Source organism: Sphingomonas agri (assembly GCF_038148795.1).
Lineage (GTDB): Bacteria > Pseudomonadota > Alphaproteobacteria > Sphingomonadales > Sphingomonadaceae > Sphingomicrobium > Sphingomicrobium agri.
The window spans coordinates 517271-535439 of the sequence record NZ_JBAPEU010000002.1; the positions used below are offsets into that span (position 1 = coordinate 517271).

An 18169-nucleotide genomic window follows, 5' to 3' on the forward strand; every position below is an offset into this window, starting at 1 on the left:
CTTAAGGGAGGGATGCTGTTGAACATCTAGTCGGCTGCGTGCAGCCGAGCTTCATTCTTCTCCTGCGAAACGCAAGCGCGGGAGCCACTGAGCTTCGGCCCTCCGGAGCAGCGCCTGGTACCGTTTCGCCATTTCGAAGTGCACACGGCGGACACGAATGTCCCGTGCGCCTGCGGCGGCACTCAACTCCTTGAGGGCCCGCATGCGCAGATAGTCGAGGTCAGACTCCGCTCTTGCCTGCTTCACCGAATTCCCAAGCGCGAAGAGCCCACCGCGGTCCCGCGAGAGCTGGCCATTCTCAATTGGCCGATCGGTCCAATGACTTTGAAGAATGACCACGATTTACCTCCATGGGGCTGAGTTGGAGTCCACAAAATCTCAGGTGAGCGACGCGATGATCGCGACGGAAATCCCGAAGCAAAGGATGAGGCAGGGCAGCAGCAGGACAAGGACGGTCGCCTCGCGCGCGCTCGCTCGGCCCGTTGCAGTCATGATGCCGCGGTGACCGAAATCGAAAAGGCTCAGCGCCCCGGTCCGGCGGTCGTCCTTGGGGACCATTGCTGGAAACATCGCCGGAATCGCGAAGAAAGCGGCAATGAACGCGAAGATGACGCCGTAGACAACGGGAAGATGTCCGCCGCGGAACGCAAGACTGAGCACGGCCACGAACCCTGCAAACATCGTTACCATTGCGATGTAGATCGCCGCTGGGAGCTCGAAGTTCTGGTCTTCGCAGGCGCGCTTCGCAGGCGCAGCGACGATCTCGTCGCGGACAAGAAGCTGTTCCCGGGTTTGACGACGACTCATTCCACCAACTCCATCGCGAGCTTTTGACTGGGCTCTGGATGGCGCTCGTCGAACGGCTGCTCCATTCGTAATGTTACGTAGCGGAAGGACTGCCTTCGGCCGCAAAGGCAACGCGAAGCGCTTCCGAAAGGCTCTTCACGCCAAGCTTGGCCATGAGGTTCGCGCGATGAATTTCGACGGTGCGCGGACTGATGCCGAGATCGTAGGCGATCGACTTGTTCGGAAGTCCCTTTGCAAGCCCATCGAGAACATCGCGCTCACGCGCGCTCAGAAGCTGGAGCTTGACCGAGGCATTGTTCGCTTCCCTGAGACTTGAGGCCGATTGGTGGAGCCTCGCCATTCCATGCTCGATCGCCGAGAGCAGAACGGCCTTCTGGAATGGCTTTTCGATGAAATCGACGGCTCCGGCCTTCATCGCCCGAACGGCGAGACTGACGTCCCCGTGGCCGGTCATGATGACGACCGGAAGCGTGACGCCCTTCGATTTCAGTGCCTCCTGCACCTCAAGACCGTCCATCCCGGGCATCCGGATGTCGAGAAGGATGCAACCGGCCTCGAGGTCCGGTGCGACCTTCAGGATTCCATCGCCGTCCTCGTATACCCTCACCTGAAAGCCCGATGTCTTGAGCGCAAAGCTCACGGAGCGGCGGATCGCGTCGTCATCGTCGACAAGATGTACGTTGCGAAAGTCTTCGCTACCCATTTCTCGCTTCTCCACTTGGCACGGTGAAATGGAATGCCGTTCCGCCGCTTTTTCCGGGTTCAAACCAGATCCGGCCGCCATGCGCCTCGACGATCGTCCGACAGATGGAGAGGCCAATTCCCATCCCGCTCTGTTTCGATGTGACGAACGGCTGGAATAATTGCGGCGCGATGGCCTCGCTGATGCCCGAGCCCGTATCCTCGATGATGACCTCGACGAACCCCTGGCCATCCTGCCCGGTGCGCAAGGACAGGCATCGCCTGGCAGTGTCCATCATCGCATCGATTGCGTTGCGGATGAGATTGACGAGCACCTGTTGAATCTGAATCCGATCGACCAGCACCTTGTCGGCGCCCGGGTCGAGTTTGAGCTGTACGTCGATCCCGTGCTCCCGCGAGCCAACCAGTGCGAGCGCGTTGGCTTCATTGATGAGACGCTGCAGGCTTTCGACATGCCGCTCGGTTTCGCCAGTGCTCATGAAGTCCCGAAGCCGCCGCACGATCTGCCCCGCGCGAACGGCCTGCTGCGCCGCTTCATCGAGCGCGTCTCTCACCATGCCGAGCGTCTGTGCATCAGGGTCGGGATCGAGGAGGTCGCGCGCGCTTTCGCAGTAGCTCGCGACCGCAGTCAGAGGCTGATTGAGTTCGTGCGCCAGGGATGAGGCAAGTGTTCCCATTTCACTGACCCGGCCGACGTGGGCGAGTTCCGATTGAAGGTCCTGCATCCGAAGCAGCGTTTGCTGGCGCTCGGTGAGATCGCGGATAAACCCCGTGAAAATCCGCCGTTCGCCAATCCAGGCTTCGCCGACGGAGAGCTCGATCGGAAAAGTATTTCCGTCGCGGTGCAGCGCTGTCGTCACGCGGCCGACGCCGATGATCTTGCGCTTGCCGGTCGTCAGATAGTTGATGATGTACTGATCGTGCCGTTCGCGGTCGGGCGAAGGCATCAATATCTTGACGTTCTGGGCGACGACGTCGGTCTCAGCGTAACCGAACATTGTCTCCGCTGCAGCGCTGAAGGACAGGATCGTGCCCTGTTCGTCGATCACCACCATCGCGTCGGGCACGGTCGCCAGGATTGACCGCAAATGGGCCTCGGCTTCCCGGAGGGGTTCCGAAGTCTGTTCGTCGATGAGTTTCGCCATAACGATGCGCGAACCCAAAGGCAGCTTCGCGGCCGGCGCGCACTCCGGAAACTTACTTATCCAATCGCGTCCGGCGCATCGCTACATGAAGCGACATCATGAAAAGTCATGCCCCGCGGATCGACGAAGATTATGAGCCCGGATCCGCCGATCTGGCACGGCGGCTCGCGCGATACCGCACCCGGGTCGAAGCCGAAGGGCGCAAGAATTCGCTCGAGGTCATCGACCGAGCAATTCGAGATGCAGGCGCGACTGGCGAGGCAACGCCGGGTCAAAAGCGGCGGTAGATGGACCGTCGGGAGAATCTAAAAAACCAGGAACGAACTTCGACGCAATGCTGACGCGTTGATCACGCCGGCTTCGTATTTTCCGTTACGTAAATTCCCTGATTTCGAGGCGTTCATCCTCGACCTAGACGCCCGCCGCAACAGCCAATCGGCTGTTTTGCAAGCGACAGGAGTAGAGTTACGTATGAACGCGCCCTTCATTGACCTTTCGGTCCATCATGATCCCAAGGGGCTATCCGACCGCGTTGCCTTCGGCTTCACCAAGGCCCTTCGCTGGTGCGCGGACACCTTCTTCGCCGAGCGATACGGGCATCGCGCCGTTGTGCTCGAGACGGTTGCTGCGGTCCCGGGGATGGTCGGGGCAACGATCAATCACCTGCACTGTCTTCGCCGCATCTGCGATGACAAGGGCTGGATTCGCACGCTTATGGACGAAGCCGAAAACGAGCGCATGCATCTCATGACCTTCATTGAGATCAGCAAGCCGACCCTTTTCGAGCGGGCGGTCATCATCGGGGTGCAGTGGATCTTCTACTGCTTCTTCTTTGCGCTTTACCTCATCAGTTCGAAGACTGCGCACCGCGTCGTCGGCTACTTCGAGGAAGAGGCGGTCATCAGCTACACCCACTATCTTGCCGAAATCGACGAGGGTCGTTCCGAGAACGTGCCGGCGCCCGCGATTGCGAGGCGTTACTGGGGTCTCCCAGACGGCGCGACCCTGCGGGACGTAGTGCTGGTCGTGCGGGCTGACGAAGCCCACCACCGCGACGTCAACCACGGGTTCGCCAACGAGCTCGCCGGGCTTCCGCAGGGCTCGGTTGCGGCCTGCCCGCCACATCACGAACTTCGGCCCCAGTGGAAGGAAGCGGCCTGACGCCAGGAAAGAGGACAGGAGGCGCCTTTCCTCACTCCAACGTGAAGTTGGCGCCCCTTCGCGACCGGGGCGCCAATCACTTCAACCCGACGCGTCAGTCGATCACCGGCCTGTGAGAAGATCCGCCGGAAAGATCCGGCGAACGCTTCAATTTCCTGAAAGGCGCGGCTAAGCGCGGCGTCACTTCTCCCTTAATCAAGGACAATCATGGGCTTCCGCTGCGGCATCGTCGGCCTGCCGAACGTCGGCAAATCGACGCTTTTCAATGCCTTGACCGAGACTGCCGCAGCTCAGGCGGCAAATTATCCATTTTGCACGATCGAACCCAATGTGGGCCGGGTGGCAGTCCCCGACCCTCGCCTGGACAGCATCGCCAAGATCGCCGAGTCCGCGCAGGAGGTGGAGACCCAGATCGAATTTGTTGACATTGCCGGCCTTGTCCGCGGTGCGAGCCAGGGCGAGGGCCTCGGCAACCAGTTCCTCGCCAACATTCGCGAGGTGGATGCTATCATCCACGTGCTGCGCTGTTTTGAGAATGGCGACGTAACCCACGTCGAGGGACGTGTGGATCCAATCGCGGATGCAGAGACGGTCGAGACCGAGTTGATGCTTGCGGACCTCGAAAGCCTCGAGCGGAGAGTGCCGAACCTTTTGAAGAAGGCGCAGCAAGGGGACAAGGAAGCGAAGATCGAAGCGTCGGTTCTCGGCCAAGCACTCGATCTATTGCGTGCGTCCAAGCCCGCGCGCATCGTGCAGCCGCGGGACGACGAGGAAGCAAGGGCGCTCCAGCGCGCGCAGCTCCTGACCGCAAAGCCCGTGCTCTACGTCTGCAACGTCGATGAAGACGAGGCTGCGAACGGAAATGCACTTTCCCGCAAGGTCTTCGACAAAGCGGCTTCCGAAGGCGCGCAGGCCGTCGTGATCTCGGCTGCAATCGAGGCGGAAATCGCAACCCTCCCGGCCGAGGAACGGGAGGCCTTCCTCGCGGACCTCGGACTTCACGAGACCGGCCTCAACCGGATGATCCACGCGGCCTATGCGCTGTTGGGGCTGATTACCTTCTACACTGCGGGCCCCAAGGAAGCCCGCGCCTGGACGGTGCACAAGGGCGCGAAGGCGCCCGAAGCGGCAGGCGAGATCCATACCGATTTCGAGCGCGGCTTCATCCGTGCCGAAACGATCGCCTACGAAGACTACATCAAGTTCGCCGGCGAGACTGGCGCCCGCGATGCCGGCAAGCTTCGGTCAGAGGGCAAGGACTATGTCGTGAAGGACGGCGACGTCATGCTGTTCCGCTTCAACGTCTGAAGCATCTCAAGGGCCACGCGCGCCGCGGGCTTCCCGGCACAGCATCCAGCTCAAGATTGCGGGGATGACGAAGCCAAGGATGCTTGCCCATTGAGGGATGACGAGGGAACCGATGACGACCCGAAAGTGAGTCAGCATCCGATAAAGGTGAATAAGCGCAACCAGCGCAAAGATTGCCGATGCGGTCCAGGTGAATGGTCTCGACATTCCCTCGTCCCTCCTGTGCCCCCGCGGGCACTATAGCCCGGTTCGGCGCATCTCGGAATTGGCACGAAACAAGCGCTCGGCGGGCCTCAGTGTCAGGAGCACCCAAAGCATCCCGAAGCTCCAGCCGCCGATGACGTCGCTTGGCCAGTGAACGCCGAGCATCACCCGGCTCGTCCCGATCAGCAGCGACAAGATCACGGCGCCCGCTGCCACGATGCGATGCGAGCGAAGGTGCGCAGTAAGCGCCAGGGCGAGCGCGAGATAGAAGATCATCGAGCTTGCGGCATGACCACTTGGGAAGCTGTTCGTTTTGACCACGACAAGGTGCGCCTCGAGATCCGGACGGGCGCGCGCGATCCAGTATTTCTGCACCTCGCTCAATCCTCGACCGATCAGTGCAATTGACAGGAGCACGAGGCCAAGCCGGCCTCGGCCCGCGTGCCAGAGCCAGAGGGCGCAGCCGACACAGGCAGCAATAAGCACCGAGGGTTCGCCCAGGGCCGTGAAGAAGCGCGCAACGGCGAGGAGCACCGGCCGGCGACCGGCATAAAGCGCCTCATAGACGGTCCGGTCGAGCGCGCCTCGCCCCCAAAGCAGCATCGCCAGCCAAATGGCTGTGAGGCCAACAACGGCCAGAATGAAACGCCATTGCACGGCGCGTCGCGGCACTTGTTCAGTCATCCGCCGCACAACGAGCGGCGACGCTCGCCGTTCAGCCCTAGAATTTCACCCCCGCCCGAATGCCGATGGTGCGCGGCCTGCCAGGCAGAATATAGGTGCGCGTACAGATGCTGCAGGCGACAAAGCGGGCAAGCTCATTGCGCTTGTCGAAGATGTTGCTGCCAAACAGTTCGAAATCGTACCTGCCCCAGTCGTATCCCGCGAAGAGGTCCACGAGCGTCGAGGCGTGGAGCTTTCCGAGATAGGAATTCGGGTTCGTGCCGGCGCCGTCGGCATCCTGGCGGATGTCGACGCTGGCCGAGCCCTGGTAGGCGATGCTGCCCTGGACGTGGGCTTTACCTGGTCCCACGGCCCAGCTGTATCGCGCCGTCGCCGTGGCCTTGAACTTCGGCGTCACCGGAAGCCTCGTTCCCGAGGGCGTGACGATCCAGTCGCCTGGCAAGGAACAATCGGCCGTCGGATCGACAGAGGAGTGGCAGATCGCTCCCTTTGTCTTGGCGTCCGTATAGGCCGCGGCAGCGTTCACCGAGAGACCTCCGGCAACGTACGAGACGTCCGTCTCGACGCCGTTGATCTTGGCGTCGCGACCGTTCTGGATCACGGTCAGGCTGTTATCGCCAAGGAAGCTGAACTGAAATTTGCGCCAGATCTGGTGATAGAGCGCGCCGTTCCAGGTCAGCGGCCCGAAGGTGGTTTTCCAGCCAAGCTCGTAGTTGGTGAGGAAGTCGGAATTATAGGCCGGGGCGCTCGGCTGGCGGTTGATGCCGCCGGGCCTGAAACCTCTCGACCACGTCGCATAGAACATCAGGTCCTTGGTCGGCTTGTAGCGTGCGCTCAGCCGATGCGTGAACCCATGCCCCCTGCTCTCCCTCGGCACCGCTTTGCCGTCCACCACGTTGCCAACGTTGGTGCACGGCGTTCCGGCAACTCCTCCCGAAGCGAAGGGCGAACTCTCGTCGTCGAGCAACTGCAGACCATTTACGGTGAGGCAGCGGCGTACGCCGGAGCTGCCTCCAGCCCCGTTGGGAGGCGGCGGAAAGCCATTGTCCTCGGTAAAGGCGGGATTCTTGCCGAAGCCCGCAAATCCGAACAGGCTGTTCCGATAGCGGAACACCCGTCCGCCCGCGATGAAGGTGAGCTTGGGGGTGAGATCGAATTCGCCTTCGCCGAACAGCGCCCAGTCCTTGTCCTTGCGGTCCTGGAGGGTCAGCCACAAGGTTCCGGGCCAGCCATTGACCGACAGGTTCGGCGCGAGATTGTCGACGAGGTAGTTCTGGTAGATGTGGTTCTTCTGAACCTGGTAGAAAGCGCCCACGATGGCCCTTGCACGCCAGGTCTGCGGTGTCGCGATCCGCATTTCCTGGCTCATCTTCTTGAAGTGCTCGCTTCCCAGGATGTACTGCCTGGGATCGATCGTGTTACCCGCCGCGTCCTGGTAGTAGAAATAGTTGGCGAGGCCGCCGTGGCCTTCATACGCCTGGTCATAGGCATCGGCGTAATCCGTATAGTCGCCCAGTGAATAAGTCGGCCGGTCCATATATGCGCCGGCGTAGGTCAGGTCGAAATTCCAGATCTTGCCCTGGACGGTGAGCGCCGCCTGCGTGAACTTGTCGCGGCGATATTCATTCCGGAAGCGCTGGACCTTGAGATCGCCGACTGTCGGGTCGAACGCGTAGAACCCGTCCTGTTTCGAATATTGGTGCATGATCGTCGGAGTGACGGTCCAATTGTCGTCAAGGTCGATTTTGAGCGCCGCCCGACCGCCGTAGGTCGTCACTGCGTTGATATTCTTGCGCAGGAACTGGTTGTTGTTGACGCTGATTCCGTTGTGGACACAGCCCACGATCGTGGTTGCAGGCGGCGGGTTAGGATTGGGTACGGTGACCGGAGTTCCGCAATAGGTCCGGGTGCCGGGCACGTTATCGATGAAGCCGGCGTCCTTCTGGTAAAAACCGACGCCCCGGAATGCGATCATCCGGGCAATCGGGATGTTGATCATCCCCTCGAGCTTTCCGCCGGCCTTGCCGTGATCGACGGAATTGAGCTCGCCGTCGACGCGTCCATAGGTTGCCGTGAGGTCGGGCTTGTTGGTGATGATCCTGATCGTCCCTGCTTCGCTCGATGCGCCGTAGAGAGTGCCCTGCGGACCAGCGAGGCTTTCGATCCGGGCGATGTCGTAGATGTGGACGTCGAGGGCGCCGCCGACCGTGGTCACCGGCTGCTCGTCAAGATAGACGCCGACTGAAGGCAGCGATCCCGAGTGGTTGCCATCGCCGCCGGTCGCGACACCGCGCATGTAGACCACCGTGCCGCCAGACTGCGACGTGTTGAAGGTCACCGACGGCAGCTGCTTGGTGTACTGCTCGAAATTGGAGATGTTGAGCTGATCCAGCCGCCTCGTGCCGAGCGCCTGGACGCTCATCGGGACGTTCTGAAGACGCTCCTCGCGCTTGGTGGCGGTAATGACGATCTCGGTCTGATCGGGCACGTTGCCGTCCTGGGCCTTCTGAACCCGCGGCGGCGGCGCAGTCACGTCCGTCGCATTCGTCCCGGGCGCCGGTGATTGGCCGGTCGACACGGGCTGGCCGAGCGCCGGGCTCGCAAGCGCCGTGGAAGCGAGAAGACCCAGAGTCATCGCGCGGAAATTGGTCATTGAAAATCCCCCAATCGCCCTGTGTCGCCATTGCGGCAGAGCGGATGCGCAAAGTCAACAGGAGCGAAGGTCCTGCTGACACGATTGTTACAGAGGCGTTGCTTTCAGGACGCGGGCGCGTCGGGATAGCTGTCGAGTACGGCCCCGAGGGCCGCCTTGAGCGGCAGGAGGTGCTGCTCATAGGCGCGCCACTCTTCGGTCCCCTCGCGATAGATGGGCTGGCGTACCTGCTCGGAGCTCGCCGTCCGAACCGCGCGCTCGGTGTTGTAGAATTCGAGGACCTGGGATTCGAAGCCGAGACCGCAATATTCGAGCAACCGCCTTACTTCTGTCTCCGTGTCATCAACCATCCGTTCGTAGATCACGCGGTGAACGCGTCCAGGAAGGACTGCATCCACATGCGCCATCAATCGAACGTAATCCGAATAATAGCGGCCGACGTCGTGGAGATCGTACGTGAACGCCTGCCCGCGGGCGAAATGCTGGCGATAGTTCGAAAGGCAGCAGCCGAGTGGGTGGCGCCGCGCGTCGATGACCTTGGCGTTTGGAAGGATGAGCTGGATGAGCGGGACAAACAGCCAGTTGTTCGGCAGCTTGTCGATGAAGAAGGGACGATCGGTCCGGCGTTGAACGCTGGCGCGTTTCAGATATTCCTCGCCAAGATCGCGCCGTTCGTCTGCTGATGCCTTGAGAATCCCCTCCGGATAGCTCCCCATTTTTCGCGACAGCAAGGGTAAGTCGGGTAGCTCCGAAGTTCCCTCGACCATGCTGTGCGAGGAAAGGATCTGCTCGAGGAGTGTCGAGCCGGCACGCGGCATTCCGACGATGAAGATCGGGTCGGGTGCCTGGGCACCGCCGGGCCGCTCGGCAAAAGCATCATGCGTGAACGCCGCGATCGAGCGGTCGACGGATCGGCTGATCTCATCCGGGCGATAAGGCTGCCGTTTGAGGCGCAGGGCGTTTGCTCTCGAATAATGAGCGAAGGCCTCCTCGATACGGCCCTCGTCATGGAACGCCTTGCCGAGGGCGAAATCGAGATGGAACCGGTCTTCATCGCCAAGGCCCGGCGTCTCGAGCGCAGCCTTCATCGCGAGGAGGTCGCGCTCGTCAAACCTTACCGTCTTGAGGTTCGCAAGGCTCCACCAGGCATCACCGAGCGTCGGCTGCAGCTCGATGGCCTTCCGGTAGGCGGCAATGCCATCTGCCTGGCGGCCGATCGTCTTCAGCATGTGCCCGTAGCTCAGCCACACACGCGGCTGAGCGGGACTACGCTCGAGCACTCCTTCATAAAGCCTGATCGCTTCTTCAAACTCTCCGACGCGGCCAAGCGTCGCCGCCTTGAGATTCCAGTGTCCGACATCGTCGGGCTCTTCTTCGAAGATCTCTTCGAGCAGTCCCAGCGCCTCGGGCGCCCTGCCGGTACGACCAAGTACGAGGGCCAGGTTGGCTTTGGCCGCGTTCCAGCCCGGCGCAAGCTCGACTGCGCGGCGAAGAAGGCTCTCGGCGTCCCGCCAGCGACCGATGCGGGCAGCGAGTTCCGCCAGCATCCTGATGGCGGCTACGTCGAACGGGTCTTCCTTGAGGTGCGGCTTGAGGATGCGCTCCGCGACATCGAGGCGATTTTCATTGAGCGCCACGGCGGCCTCAAGAAGGCTGGGGTGCAAGCGCGCGCCAGTGGAAAAAGAGGTCGCCACCTTGCTACCGTAGCGCCAAGCAACGGCCGCCGCTATGCGCCGGCACCATGATCTATTTCGAGGATTTGGAAGTCGGCGCGGAAACCGATTTCGGCTCGTATAAAGTGACTCGCGAGGAAGTGCTCGAGTTCGCGAGCAAATATGATCCGCAGCCCTTTCACCTATCTGACGAGGAAGCGGCAAAGACGCATTTTGGAAGGATCGCGGCGAGCGGCTGGCACACGGCGGCAATGACGATGGCGGTCATCGCACGCCATGTCGTGAAGCACCGCCAGGCGGGGCTCGGCTCGCCAGGCATCGACGAGCTGAGGTGGAAGAAGCCCGTCTATCCCGGGGACACGCTCCACGTTCGAGGGCAAATTCTCGAGAAAACGCCTTCACGCAGCCGCCCGGAAATGGGTTCCTTCAGGACACGCACGACCGTGACCAACCAGGATGACCAGGTGGTGATGACCTTCACCTCGATCGTTCTGATCCGGCGGCGACCCGCCGATCATCATCACTCGCTGTGATGCCGCCGGTCTGACGTCGTGGTTCCACGGTCCCGGTTGAAGCCGCTCCAGTTACCACGGACCATGGTCGTGCCCGAACGGCTCTCCCAGGCGCTGGTGCGGTTGGTCCAGTAACGCCGCTGAGTGTCGTTCCATCGGTGGCGGTTGCGGCCGCGGTCATAGAGGTAGATGCCGACGCCCGGATAATAATAGTCGCCGTACCATCCGAACGGATCGTAGCCGCCGTATCCATAGCCGTCATAGCCGTAACCGGGGTATCCGTAACCGGGGTATCCGTAACTGCCATAATATCCGGAGACGCCGCTATAGGGGCCGTAGCCGTAACTGCCGTAACCATATGGGTCGCCATAGATGTCGTAGGCGCAGCCACTCAGGCTGAGAGCGCCGCCGACGAGCGCCACTGCAAGACGCATACGCATTGTAATCCTCCTCAAGGATGAGGTTACAAACCTGCAGCGCCGGTTATGCGCGTTCCGCCATGTCGCTGAAATGAACGAGGGCCATTCTCACGACATGGCAGGTCAGCGACTTTTTTGCAGCCGGATTTGCAGCGGATTAGCCTGCGACGCCCTGCTTGGCCTTGGCCCGGCGCGTCTTCGTCTGGTTCTGGGGATCAAGCGGACCTGTCACCCGGACCGATCGCTTCGCCTCGTACCAGATCTGCCGGTAGGCAAGATAACCAAGGATCGTGCCGATCAGCAGGAACACGACCACCGCGATGCCCGCGGCGTGACGGTTCTCAAGGCTTGGCTCCGCAGTCCAAACCAGAAAGGCCGCGACATCCTTGGCCATCTGGTCGACCGTCGCCGGAGTTCCGTCCGCGTAGGTCACCTGGCCAGTCGTGGTCAGGGGCGGCGGCATCGCGATGTTGAGGTTCGCGAAATAGGGATTGTAGTGCAGGTTCGGCGGCGTCTTCGCCTCCGGGAACTTCTTGAGCAGCTCCGCGGGTTCGGGCTGGAAGCCGGTCAGCAGCGAATAGACGTAGGGTGCTCCGCCTTCACGCGCCTTGGTGATGAGCGACAGGTCAGGCGGAAGCGCATTGTTATTGGCCGCTCGAGCGGCCACTTCGTTCGCAAAGGGCGGCGGGAAATTATCGGAGGCCAGAGCCTTGCGGGTCGTGGCTTCACCGGTGTCCGGATTGATCGAGGGGACCTGGGTCTTCCAGTCAGACGCGATCTTCTTGATCTCGGCGTCATTGTAACCCAGGCCCTTGAGGTCCCGGAACGAGACCAGCTTCAGGCTGTGGCACGCCGAGCAGACTTCCGAATAGACCTGGAAGCCGCGCTGCAGCTGCCGCCGGTCGAACTTGCCGAAAGGACCGTCGGACGCGAGGTGCAGCGGCTTTGGCTGCCGGTGGAACTCCTCGGCGGCGAGCGGAGCGGGCGGACTATGGATATAGGTCGCAACCCCCGTGATCAGCGAGATCAACAGGATCCCGGCGAAGACGAAGCCAATGGCGTAACTAATCAGGCGAGCCAGCATGTTCCCCTATGCCCCTTTACTCGGCCGCAGCCGTGGCGACTGAGCCGCCGCGCTTCTTTTTCTGCCCGGCGGGCGCAGCTTCCGCGGCCTCCCCGTGCAGCACGCTCTCGGAAATCGAGCTCGGGAGCGGAAGCGGCGTTTCAAACCGCGACACGATCGGCAGGATCACGAGGAAGTGAAGGAAATAATAGGCAGCGCAAATCTGTCCGATCGCGTTGCGGAGCGGCGTTGGCGCTCCGCCGCCTGCCCAGCCCAGAAGCACCACGTCGATCACAAGGAGGATGAAGAAGCGCTTGAAGACAGGGCGATAGGAACCCGAGCGGACCGGCGACTTGTCCAGCCACGGCAGGAAGAAAAGCAGGAGGATCGAGCTGAACATCGCCAGCACTCCCCACAGCTTCGCGGGCAGGATGAAGTCGAACGTGAACGAGCGCAGGATCGCGTAGAAAGGCCAGAAATACCACTCGGGCACGATTTCGGCGGGCGTCGCGAGCGGATTTGCCGGAATGTAATTGTCCGCGTGGCCCAGATAGTTCGGAGCGAAGAAAGTGACGATGCAGTAGAAGAGCAGGAACGCAGCAGCGAACCAGCCATCCTTGGCCGTGTAGAAGGGGTGGAACGGCAGCGTATCGCGCTCCTCCTTGACATCGACACCCGTCGGATTGCCCGAACCTGGAATATGGAGCGCCCAGATGTGCAGGATCACGACCGCCGCGATCACGAAGGGGAGCAGGTAGTGAAGCGAGAAGAAGCGGGTCAGGGCGGCCTGGTCCGGCGCATAGCCTCCAAGAAGCCAGACGCGCAGCGGCTCGCCGATGATCGGGAAAGCCGAGAAGAAGCCGGTAATGACCTGCGCCCCCCAATAGCTCATCTGACCCCAGGGCAGCACGTAGCCCATAAAGGCGGTGGCCATCATCAAGAGGTAGATCACGAGGCCGAGCATCCAAATGAGCTCGCGCGGTGCCTTGTAGGAGCCGTAGTAAAGGCCACGGAAAATGTGGATGTACGTCACGATAAAGAAGAAACTCGCGCCGTTCATGTGCGCGTAGCGCAGCAGCCAGCCGGCGTTGACGTCGCGCATGATCAGCTGGTTCACGGAATTGAACGCACCGTCGCCCGACGCGTAATAGTGCATCGCAAGGACGATGCCCGTGATGATCTGGATGGTCAGGAAGATGCCGGCAAGAACGCCGAAGTTCCACCAGTAGTTGAGGTTGCGGGGCACGGGATATCCGCCGCCGACGGCGCCGTAGGCGAGGCGCGGAAGCGGCAAGCGCTCGTCGAGCCAGCGCATGACGGGATGCTTGGGTTCATAGGGCTTGGCCCAAGAAAAGCTCATTTTGTGCTTACCCCTTTGCGCCGATCATTACCGTCGTCGGCGACATGAACTTGTAGTCGGGAACCATCAGGTTCTTCGGCGCCGGCCCTTGCCGGATACGCGCCGCCGTATCGTACATCGAGCCATGGCACGGGCAGAAATAGCCGCCATAGGGCCCCTTGTTCTCTCCCTCGCCGATGCCGAGCGGTACGCAACCAAGATGGGTGCAGACGCCAAGCGTGATCAGCCAGTTGGCCTTGCCAGGCTTGGTCCTCTGCGCGAGCGTCTCGGGATCCCGCAGGTCGGAAAGCTTGACCGCATTGGCCTCCGCGATTTCCTTTGGCGTCAGATTACGGATGAAGACGGGCTGCTTGCGCCATACCGCCTTGATGCCCTGACCTGACTGGATCTTGGAAATGTCGACCTCGGTCGTCGCCAGCGCAAGCACGTCGGCCGACGGCGCCATCTGGACGAACAGCGGCGCGAGCGCCGCGACGGTTCCAACCCCTGCGAAGCTGACCGCAGCGACATTGAGGAAATCCCGGCGCCGTACGCCGTCGCCGCTGGAACCTGTGGTTGCGGGACCCTCAGCCGGTTGTGCCTTGGTGGCCATCATACCCCTTTGTGACGCGAATTCTGGTGTGCCGGTCGGCACGGTAGGACGCCGCGCCGGGTGCTAACTCCGGAGCGATTGGGCGGCCTGATAGCGAGGGGATTTATGGCGGACAAGGGCCTCTAGGGCAGCCCTTTTATCCCCGTCCCGTCATGAGCGGTCCTGGCGGAGGCGGCGCAAACTCCAGCGGCGCGATGGAAGCCCCGGGGGAACCGCGCGTCACTGCGTCATAAATCTGCGTTCCGGCAGGACTGTAGGTTAGAGCCTCGACGAGTACGAAACTGCCGATCATGGTCGCGATTCCATAAGCCCAGGCGGGATGAACACGACCGCTGCGGCGCAGGTCTGCCCACATTCCGGCAAGCGGAAACAGCAGCGATGCAGCGAAGGCGGCTTCCCATGCGAGCGGCTGCAGCAGCGGCATCGGAAGCAGCCTGCCGAACGCGGGACCAAGCAGCATCGACGTGCCGCAGAAGTGAAGCCGCCGGTGCCATTCCGTGCGCCGCCTCATCACGATCGCGCTGGTGGTGAGGGCCGCGAAGGTAAGAACCGTGACCGGGTCGAAAATCAGGAATTGCAGGGGCCTGAAGAAGAATGGCACGGTGCCATGGCGCACCATTACGGCGGTGACGATGAACCCCATGACGATCATCGGCACCATCCAGCCTGCCGCAATCCATCCGAGCCGGCGGTGAAGGTTCATCCGGTCGGTTGCGACGAAGACGTTCTGGGCAAGGTAGATGGCGACCCACCCCATGAACACCCAGGCGTGAAGATGGACCCTCAGGGGAGCCGCGAAGGTCGATCGGCCCATCAGATACTGGAACGAGAAGGCGGCGACGATCGTGCAGGCGATCGCGATTGCGCCGCGTAGAAAGAAGCCTTCGTCCCCTGTTACGGGTGCTGCAGGCCGTTGAGCCACAGTAGCCATGACTAATCCCCCCCGAGTCTCCGCGAGCCGACCTTAGCCCTCCCTCCAGGCCCTTGAAACTGCGATTAGGAGACGGGGCCCGCCTCGAGAACGAGGCGGACCCCTGCCGGGCTACCGGAGGTCGATTCAGGTACCCGGTGACGCGCCATTAACGCGGTTAACGAAAGATTAACAGAGTTTTCTGGTGCACTGGCAGCTCGTCAGAAATGATGAGTGCACAGCGCCAGCAGCAGAATGATCGGGATCGGGACGCCGATCAACCAAAGCAGCATGGAGCGCATTTACTTCCGCCTCCTTCTTGCCCGCCCGGGCTGCGATGATGGATTGTGCCATCAACTGTTCCGGAGCCGCACCCAAACCTATTCCGCGATTGCTGCCGTCCCCATCTCGGCACGGTGCTCACGCCGGCCCAGGAGCGAGGCGCGCAGCATGACCCCGGCTGCGTAGAGAACGACCACGATGACAAGCCAGCGCAGCGTCTCGATCGGCATCGTCTTGACGATGAATGCAGCAACGAAGACCGCCGGAATCCCGCCGAGCGCGAGGCCGACCACGGTCTTGAGATCGGTGGTGCCCAACTGGATATGCCGCGCTCCCGCGCCCGCTCCCATCAGGGCGGCGCCTCCTGCCATGATCGGAAAGCATAGCCGCGGGTCCATGCCCATGAGGCTCAGCATGACGAGGGTCGGCGCGTAATTCCCGACACCGAAATTGAGAAGCACTCCAAAACCGAAGCTTGCCGCGATCGCCGCGACGGTGAGGGACGGCGACAGACCCGCGGCAGTGCCGCCGCCAGGAAAGAGGTGAAGGTTCGTCATCGCGTAAGCTGCGGCCGCGAGCATCAGTCCGATGGCGACGACCAGCTGGACGATCCACACCCGCGCCCTCGCGACGAGCGGAGCGCCGACGAGGCCCCCGAGCAGAACTGCAATGGCGGAGCCGAACAGAAGAACGGGGTCGACCATCACTCCCAGGAGAATGAGGAAGATGATCGACTCCGTCATCGCTGGCGGAGTGAGGCCCACGAGCATCGTCGGGGGCAGCAGCTTGTCAGGGACGAGCCGACGGAACTTGAGCCAGGCCGCGGTCGGAGCGAACGAGCCGATGCCGAGCGTGTCGAAGAAACTCACGACCGCGCCGAGCGCGATGCTCTCGAGGGGAGGCCAGGCCCGCGTCTCGATCGCTGAACGCGCAAGGACGATCGCAAAGAAGATGATTGCGAGGCACAGTGGTACGAGCAGCGCAATCAGCATCCACTACCCCTTCGAACGGTTAGCCGCAGGTGGGAAATGCTACAGCATCTGGGCTTGCGCACAACGGGAGGCTCCGCCGGTGAAATATTCGCCGCGCTCCTGACTTCGCCCGGTCTGTCGGGAATCTGTGAGTGCAAGCCCGATTCGCAATTCGTCCTCGTCCGGCAGGCCGCCGGGCCGGCGCCGTTTTTCGTTCGGGCGTTACGAAACTTTTGAGCGGAAACCGATCCAATGGCGAACAACGCGGGCACCATCCTTTCACGCCTCAAGGATGAGGAGATCGATTGGGTCGACCTCCGATTCACCGATCCCAAGGGCAAGTGGCAGCACCTCACCATGGCCTCGACCGTGGTGGACGAGGACAGTCTTACCGACGGTTTCATGTTCGACGGATCCTCGATCGCCGGCTGGAAGGCGATCAACGAGTCGGACATGATCCTGAAGCCCGACCTCGATGCGGCCTATGTCGACCCCTTCAGCGCAACGCCGATGCTCGTGTTGTTCTGCAACGTCGTCGAACCCAGCACGGGCGAGCTCTACGCGCGCGATCCCCGTTCGACGGCCACCCGAGCCGAGGCCTATCTCAAGCAGACCGGGATCGGCGACACGGTGTTCGTCGGCCCGGAGGCAGAGTTCTTCATGTTCGACGACGTCCGGTTCGAGGACGGCTACAGCGCAAGCGGCTTCAAGATCGACGACGTCGAACTTCCGACCAACACCATGCGCGAATATGAAGGCGGCAATCTTGCTCACCGCCCGCGCGCAAAGGGAGGCTATTTTCCGGTCGCTCCGGTCGACAGCGCGATGGACATCCGCGGCGAGATGGTTTCGACCATGCTGGAGATGGGGCTGCCGATGGACAAGCACCATCACGAGGTGGCCGCTTCCCAGCACGAGCTCGGGCTGACTTATGGCGGCCTCGTCGAGACTGCCGACCGCATGCAGATCTACAAATATGTCGTCCACATGGTCGCGCATGCCTACGGCAAGACGGCAACCTTCATGCCAAAGCCGATCGCCAAGGATAACGGCAGCGGGATGCACACACACATGTCGATCTGGAAGGGCGGCAAGCCGCTGTTCGCCGGCAACGGCTATGCTGGCCTCAGCGAGATGGCGCTTTATTTCATTGGCGGGGTGATCAAGCACGCGCGGGCGCTCAACGCTTTCACCAACCCCACGACCAACAGCTACAAGCGACTGGTTCCGGGGTTCGAGGCGCCCGTGCTCCTTGCTTATTCAAGCCGCAACCGATCGGCTTCCTGCCGTATCCCCTACGGCGCAGGCGAAAAGGCGAAGCGGGTCGAGTTCCGTTTCCCCGATGCTCTTGCCAACCCCTATCTTGCCTATGCGGCGTTGCTGATGGCCGGTCTCGACGGGATCCAGAACCGGATCCATCCCGGAGACCCGATGGACAAGAACCTCTATGACCTGCCACCGCAGGAACTGGTCCACGTCCCGACCGTCTGCGGCTCGCTTCGCGAGGCGCTCGTCAGCCTTCAGAACGACCGGGCCTTCCTGACGCGCGGTGACGTGTTCAGCGACGACCAGATCGATTCTTACATCGATCTGAAATGGGAAGAGGTCATGCGGTGGGAAACGACTCCCAGCCCGGTTGAATTCGACATGTATTATTCCGCTTAATTTTGCGGTAACATCCAGTCTTTCGGGACGCCGATGGGGGGAACCCTCCCACCTTCCC

The 18169-nt window shown here is 61.8% G+C and carries 19 protein-coding genes; 5 read left to right on the forward strand and 14 right to left on the reverse strand.

Annotated features, from left to right (window positions below; all coding sequences use genetic code 11):
- Positions 1-51: 51 nt before the first annotated feature.
- The 4 genes from V8192_RS09330 to V8192_RS09345 form a co-directional block, all read right to left on the reverse strand.
- Complete coding sequence (locus tag V8192_RS09330) at positions 52-339, reverse strand: hypothetical protein (RefSeq protein ID WP_341632800.1); 288 nt, start codon at positions 337-339, stop codon at positions 52-54.
- 39 nt (positions 340-378) lie between these two features.
- A complete protein-coding gene (locus tag V8192_RS09335) occupies positions 379-807 on the reverse strand; it encodes a hypothetical protein (protein ID WP_341632801.1) in 429 nt (142 codons plus the stop codon).
- A 73-nt stretch (positions 808-880) separates the two neighbouring features.
- Entirely contained in the window at positions 881-1510 is a 630-nt protein-coding gene (locus V8192_RS09340; RefSeq protein ID WP_341632802.1) for a response regulator transcription factor, read from the reverse strand.
- Positions 1503-2654 carry a PAS domain-containing sensor histidine kinase gene (locus V8192_RS09345; protein WP_341632803.1) on the reverse strand — a complete coding sequence of 384 codons (1152 nt, stop codon included), beginning with the start codon at positions 2652-2654 and terminating at the stop codon, positions 1503-1505. Before V8192_RS09345 ends, V8192_RS09340 begins: the two co-directional genes overlap by 8 nt.
- 98 nt (positions 2655-2752) lie before the next feature.
- Here V8192_RS09345 and V8192_RS09350 point away from each other — a divergent pair, with 98 nt between their 5' ends.
- The 3 genes from V8192_RS09350 to ychF all read left to right on the forward strand — a co-directional run bounded on the left by V8192_RS09350 (position 2753) and on the right by ychF (position 5123).
- A complete protein-coding gene (locus V8192_RS09350) occupies positions 2753-2941 on the forward strand; it encodes a hypothetical protein (protein WP_341632804.1) in 189 nt (62 codons plus the stop codon).
- Positions 2942-3125: 184 nt separating this feature from the next.
- A complete protein-coding gene (locus V8192_RS09355) occupies positions 3126-3815 on the forward strand; it encodes an alternative oxidase (protein WP_341632805.1) in 690 nt (229 codons plus the stop codon).
- A 207-nt stretch (positions 3816-4022) separates the two neighbouring features.
- A complete protein-coding gene (gene ychF / locus V8192_RS09360; protein ID WP_341632806.1) occupies positions 4023-5123 on the forward strand; it encodes a redox-regulated ATPase YchF in 1101 nt (366 codons plus the stop codon).
- Positions 5124-5129: 6 nt separating this feature from the next.
- On the opposite strand, the gene V8192_RS09365 is transcribed toward ychF, so the two are convergent.
- The 4 genes from V8192_RS09365 to V8192_RS09380 all read right to left on the reverse strand — a co-directional run bounded on the left by V8192_RS09365 (position 5130) and on the right by V8192_RS09380 (position 10358).
- Positions 5130-5330: a hypothetical protein gene (locus V8192_RS09365; RefSeq protein WP_341632807.1), complete on the reverse strand. Its 201-nt coding sequence runs from the start codon at positions 5328-5330 to the stop codon at positions 5130-5132.
- Between the two features lie 30 nt (positions 5331-5360).
- The gene (locus V8192_RS09370; RefSeq protein ID WP_341632808.1) at positions 5361-6011 is read right to left on the reverse strand and encodes a phosphatase PAP2 family protein; all 651 of its coding nucleotides are present in this window, start codon (positions 6009-6011) and stop codon (positions 5361-5363) included.
- 37 nt (positions 6012-6048) lie between these two features.
- Positions 6049-8664, reverse strand: coding sequence for a TonB-dependent receptor (locus tag V8192_RS09375; RefSeq protein WP_341632809.1), 2616 nt, complete (start codon positions 8662-8664; stop codon positions 6049-6051).
- A gap of 104 nt (positions 8665-8768) precedes the next feature.
- Positions 8769-10358 carry a sulfotransferase gene (locus tag V8192_RS09380; protein WP_341632810.1) on the reverse strand — a complete coding sequence of 530 codons (1590 nt, stop codon included), beginning with the start codon at positions 10356-10358 and terminating at the stop codon, positions 8769-8771.
- A 47-nt stretch (positions 10359-10405) separates the two neighbouring features.
- Here V8192_RS09380 and V8192_RS09385 point away from each other — a divergent pair, with 47 nt between their 5' ends.
- Positions 10406-10870, forward strand: a complete 465-nt coding sequence (locus V8192_RS09385) for a MaoC family dehydratase (protein ID WP_341632811.1) — start codon at positions 10406-10408, stop codon at positions 10868-10870.
- Here V8192_RS09385 and V8192_RS09390 read toward each other — a convergent pair.
- The 6 genes from V8192_RS09390 to V8192_RS09415 form a co-directional block, all read right to left on the reverse strand.
- Positions 10858-11289, reverse strand: coding sequence for a hypothetical protein (locus tag V8192_RS09390; protein ID WP_341632812.1), 432 nt, complete (start codon positions 11287-11289; stop codon positions 10858-10860). The two genes, V8192_RS09385 and V8192_RS09390, sit on opposite strands and share 13 nt — an antisense overlap.
- A 136-nt stretch (positions 11290-11425) precedes the next feature.
- On the reverse strand, positions 11426-12349 hold the full coding sequence (locus V8192_RS09395) for a cytochrome c1 (protein WP_341633324.1): 924 nt from the start codon (positions 12347-12349) through the stop codon (positions 11426-11428).
- A 19-nt stretch (positions 12350-12368) separates the two neighbouring features.
- Complete coding sequence (locus tag V8192_RS09400) at positions 12369-13691, reverse strand: cytochrome b (protein WP_341632813.1); 1323 nt, start codon at positions 13689-13691, stop codon at positions 12369-12371.
- Positions 13692-13698: 7 nt separating this feature from the next.
- Positions 13699-14283 (reverse strand): ubiquinol-cytochrome c reductase iron-sulfur subunit, encoded by a 585-nt coding sequence (gene petA / locus V8192_RS09405; protein ID WP_341632814.1) that lies wholly within the window; start codon positions 14281-14283, stop codon positions 13699-13701.
- Positions 14284-14419: 136 nt separating this feature from the next.
- Positions 14420-15214 carry a hypothetical protein gene (locus V8192_RS09410; protein WP_341632815.1) on the reverse strand — a complete coding sequence of 265 codons (795 nt, stop codon included), beginning with the start codon at positions 15212-15214 and terminating at the stop codon, positions 14420-14422.
- A 359-nt stretch (positions 15215-15573) separates the two neighbouring features.
- Positions 15574-16467: a TSUP family transporter gene (locus V8192_RS09415; RefSeq protein WP_341632816.1), complete on the reverse strand. Its 894-nt coding sequence runs from the start codon at positions 16465-16467 to the stop codon at positions 15574-15576.
- A gap of 231 nt (positions 16468-16698) precedes the next feature.
- Between V8192_RS09415 and glnA the strand changes: the two genes are divergently transcribed.
- Entirely contained in the window at positions 16699-18111 is a 1413-nt protein-coding gene (gene glnA, locus V8192_RS09420) for a type I glutamate--ammonia ligase (RefSeq protein WP_341632817.1), read from the forward strand.
- Positions 18112-18169: the final 58 nt, after the last annotated feature.

Coding starts and splice junctions, on each gene's coding strand:
- V8192_RS09335 (WP_341632801.1), bottom strand. CDS start 807: ATGAGTCGTCGTCAAACCCGGGAACAGCTTCTTGTCCGCGACGAGATC.
- V8192_RS09340 (WP_341632802.1), bottom strand. CDS start 1,510: ATGGGTAGCGAAGACTTTCGCAACGTACATCTTGTCGACGATGACGAC.
- V8192_RS09345 (WP_341632803.1), bottom strand. CDS start 2,654: ATGGCGAAACTCATCGACGAACAGACTTCGGAACCCCTCCGGGAAGCC.
- V8192_RS09350 (WP_341632804.1), top strand. CDS start 2,753: ATGAAAAGTCATGCCCCGCGGATCGACGAAGATTATGAGCCCGGATCC.
- V8192_RS09355 (WP_341632805.1), top strand. CDS start 3,126: ATGAACGCGCCCTTCATTGACCTTTCGGTCCATCATGATCCCAAGGGG.
- ychF (WP_341632806.1), top strand. CDS start 4,023: ATGGGCTTCCGCTGCGGCATCGTCGGCCTGCCGAACGTCGGCAAATCG.
- V8192_RS09365 (WP_341632807.1), bottom strand. CDS start 5,330: ATGTCGAGACCATTCACCTGGACCGCATCGGCAATCTTTGCGCTGGTT.
- V8192_RS09370 (WP_341632808.1), bottom strand. CDS start 6,011: ATGACTGAACAAGTGCCGCGACGCGCCGTGCAATGGCGTTTCATTCTG.
- V8192_RS09375 (WP_341632809.1), bottom strand. CDS start 8,664: ATGACCAATTTCCGCGCGATGACTCTGGGTCTTCTCGCTTCCACGGCG.
- V8192_RS09385 (WP_341632811.1), top strand. CDS start 10,406: ATGATCTATTTCGAGGATTTGGAAGTCGGCGCGGAAACCGATTTCGGC.
- V8192_RS09390 (WP_341632812.1), bottom strand. CDS start 11,289: ATGCGTATGCGTCTTGCAGTGGCGCTCGTCGGCGGCGCTCTCAGCCTG.
- V8192_RS09400 (WP_341632813.1), bottom strand. CDS start 13,691: ATGAGCTTTTCTTGGGCCAAGCCCTATGAACCCAAGCATCCCGTCATG.
- petA (WP_341632814.1), bottom strand. CDS start 14,283: ATGGCCACCAAGGCACAACCGGCTGAGGGTCCCGCAACCACAGGTTCC.
- V8192_RS09410 (WP_341632815.1), bottom strand. CDS start 15,214: ATGGCTACTGTGGCTCAACGGCCTGCAGCACCCGTAACAGGGGACGAA.
- V8192_RS09415 (WP_341632816.1), bottom strand. CDS start 16,467: ATGCTGATTGCGCTGCTCGTACCACTGTGCCTCGCAATCATCTTCTTT.
- glnA (WP_341632817.1), top strand. CDS start 16,699: ATGGCGAACAACGCGGGCACCATCCTTTCACGCCTCAAGGATGAGGAG.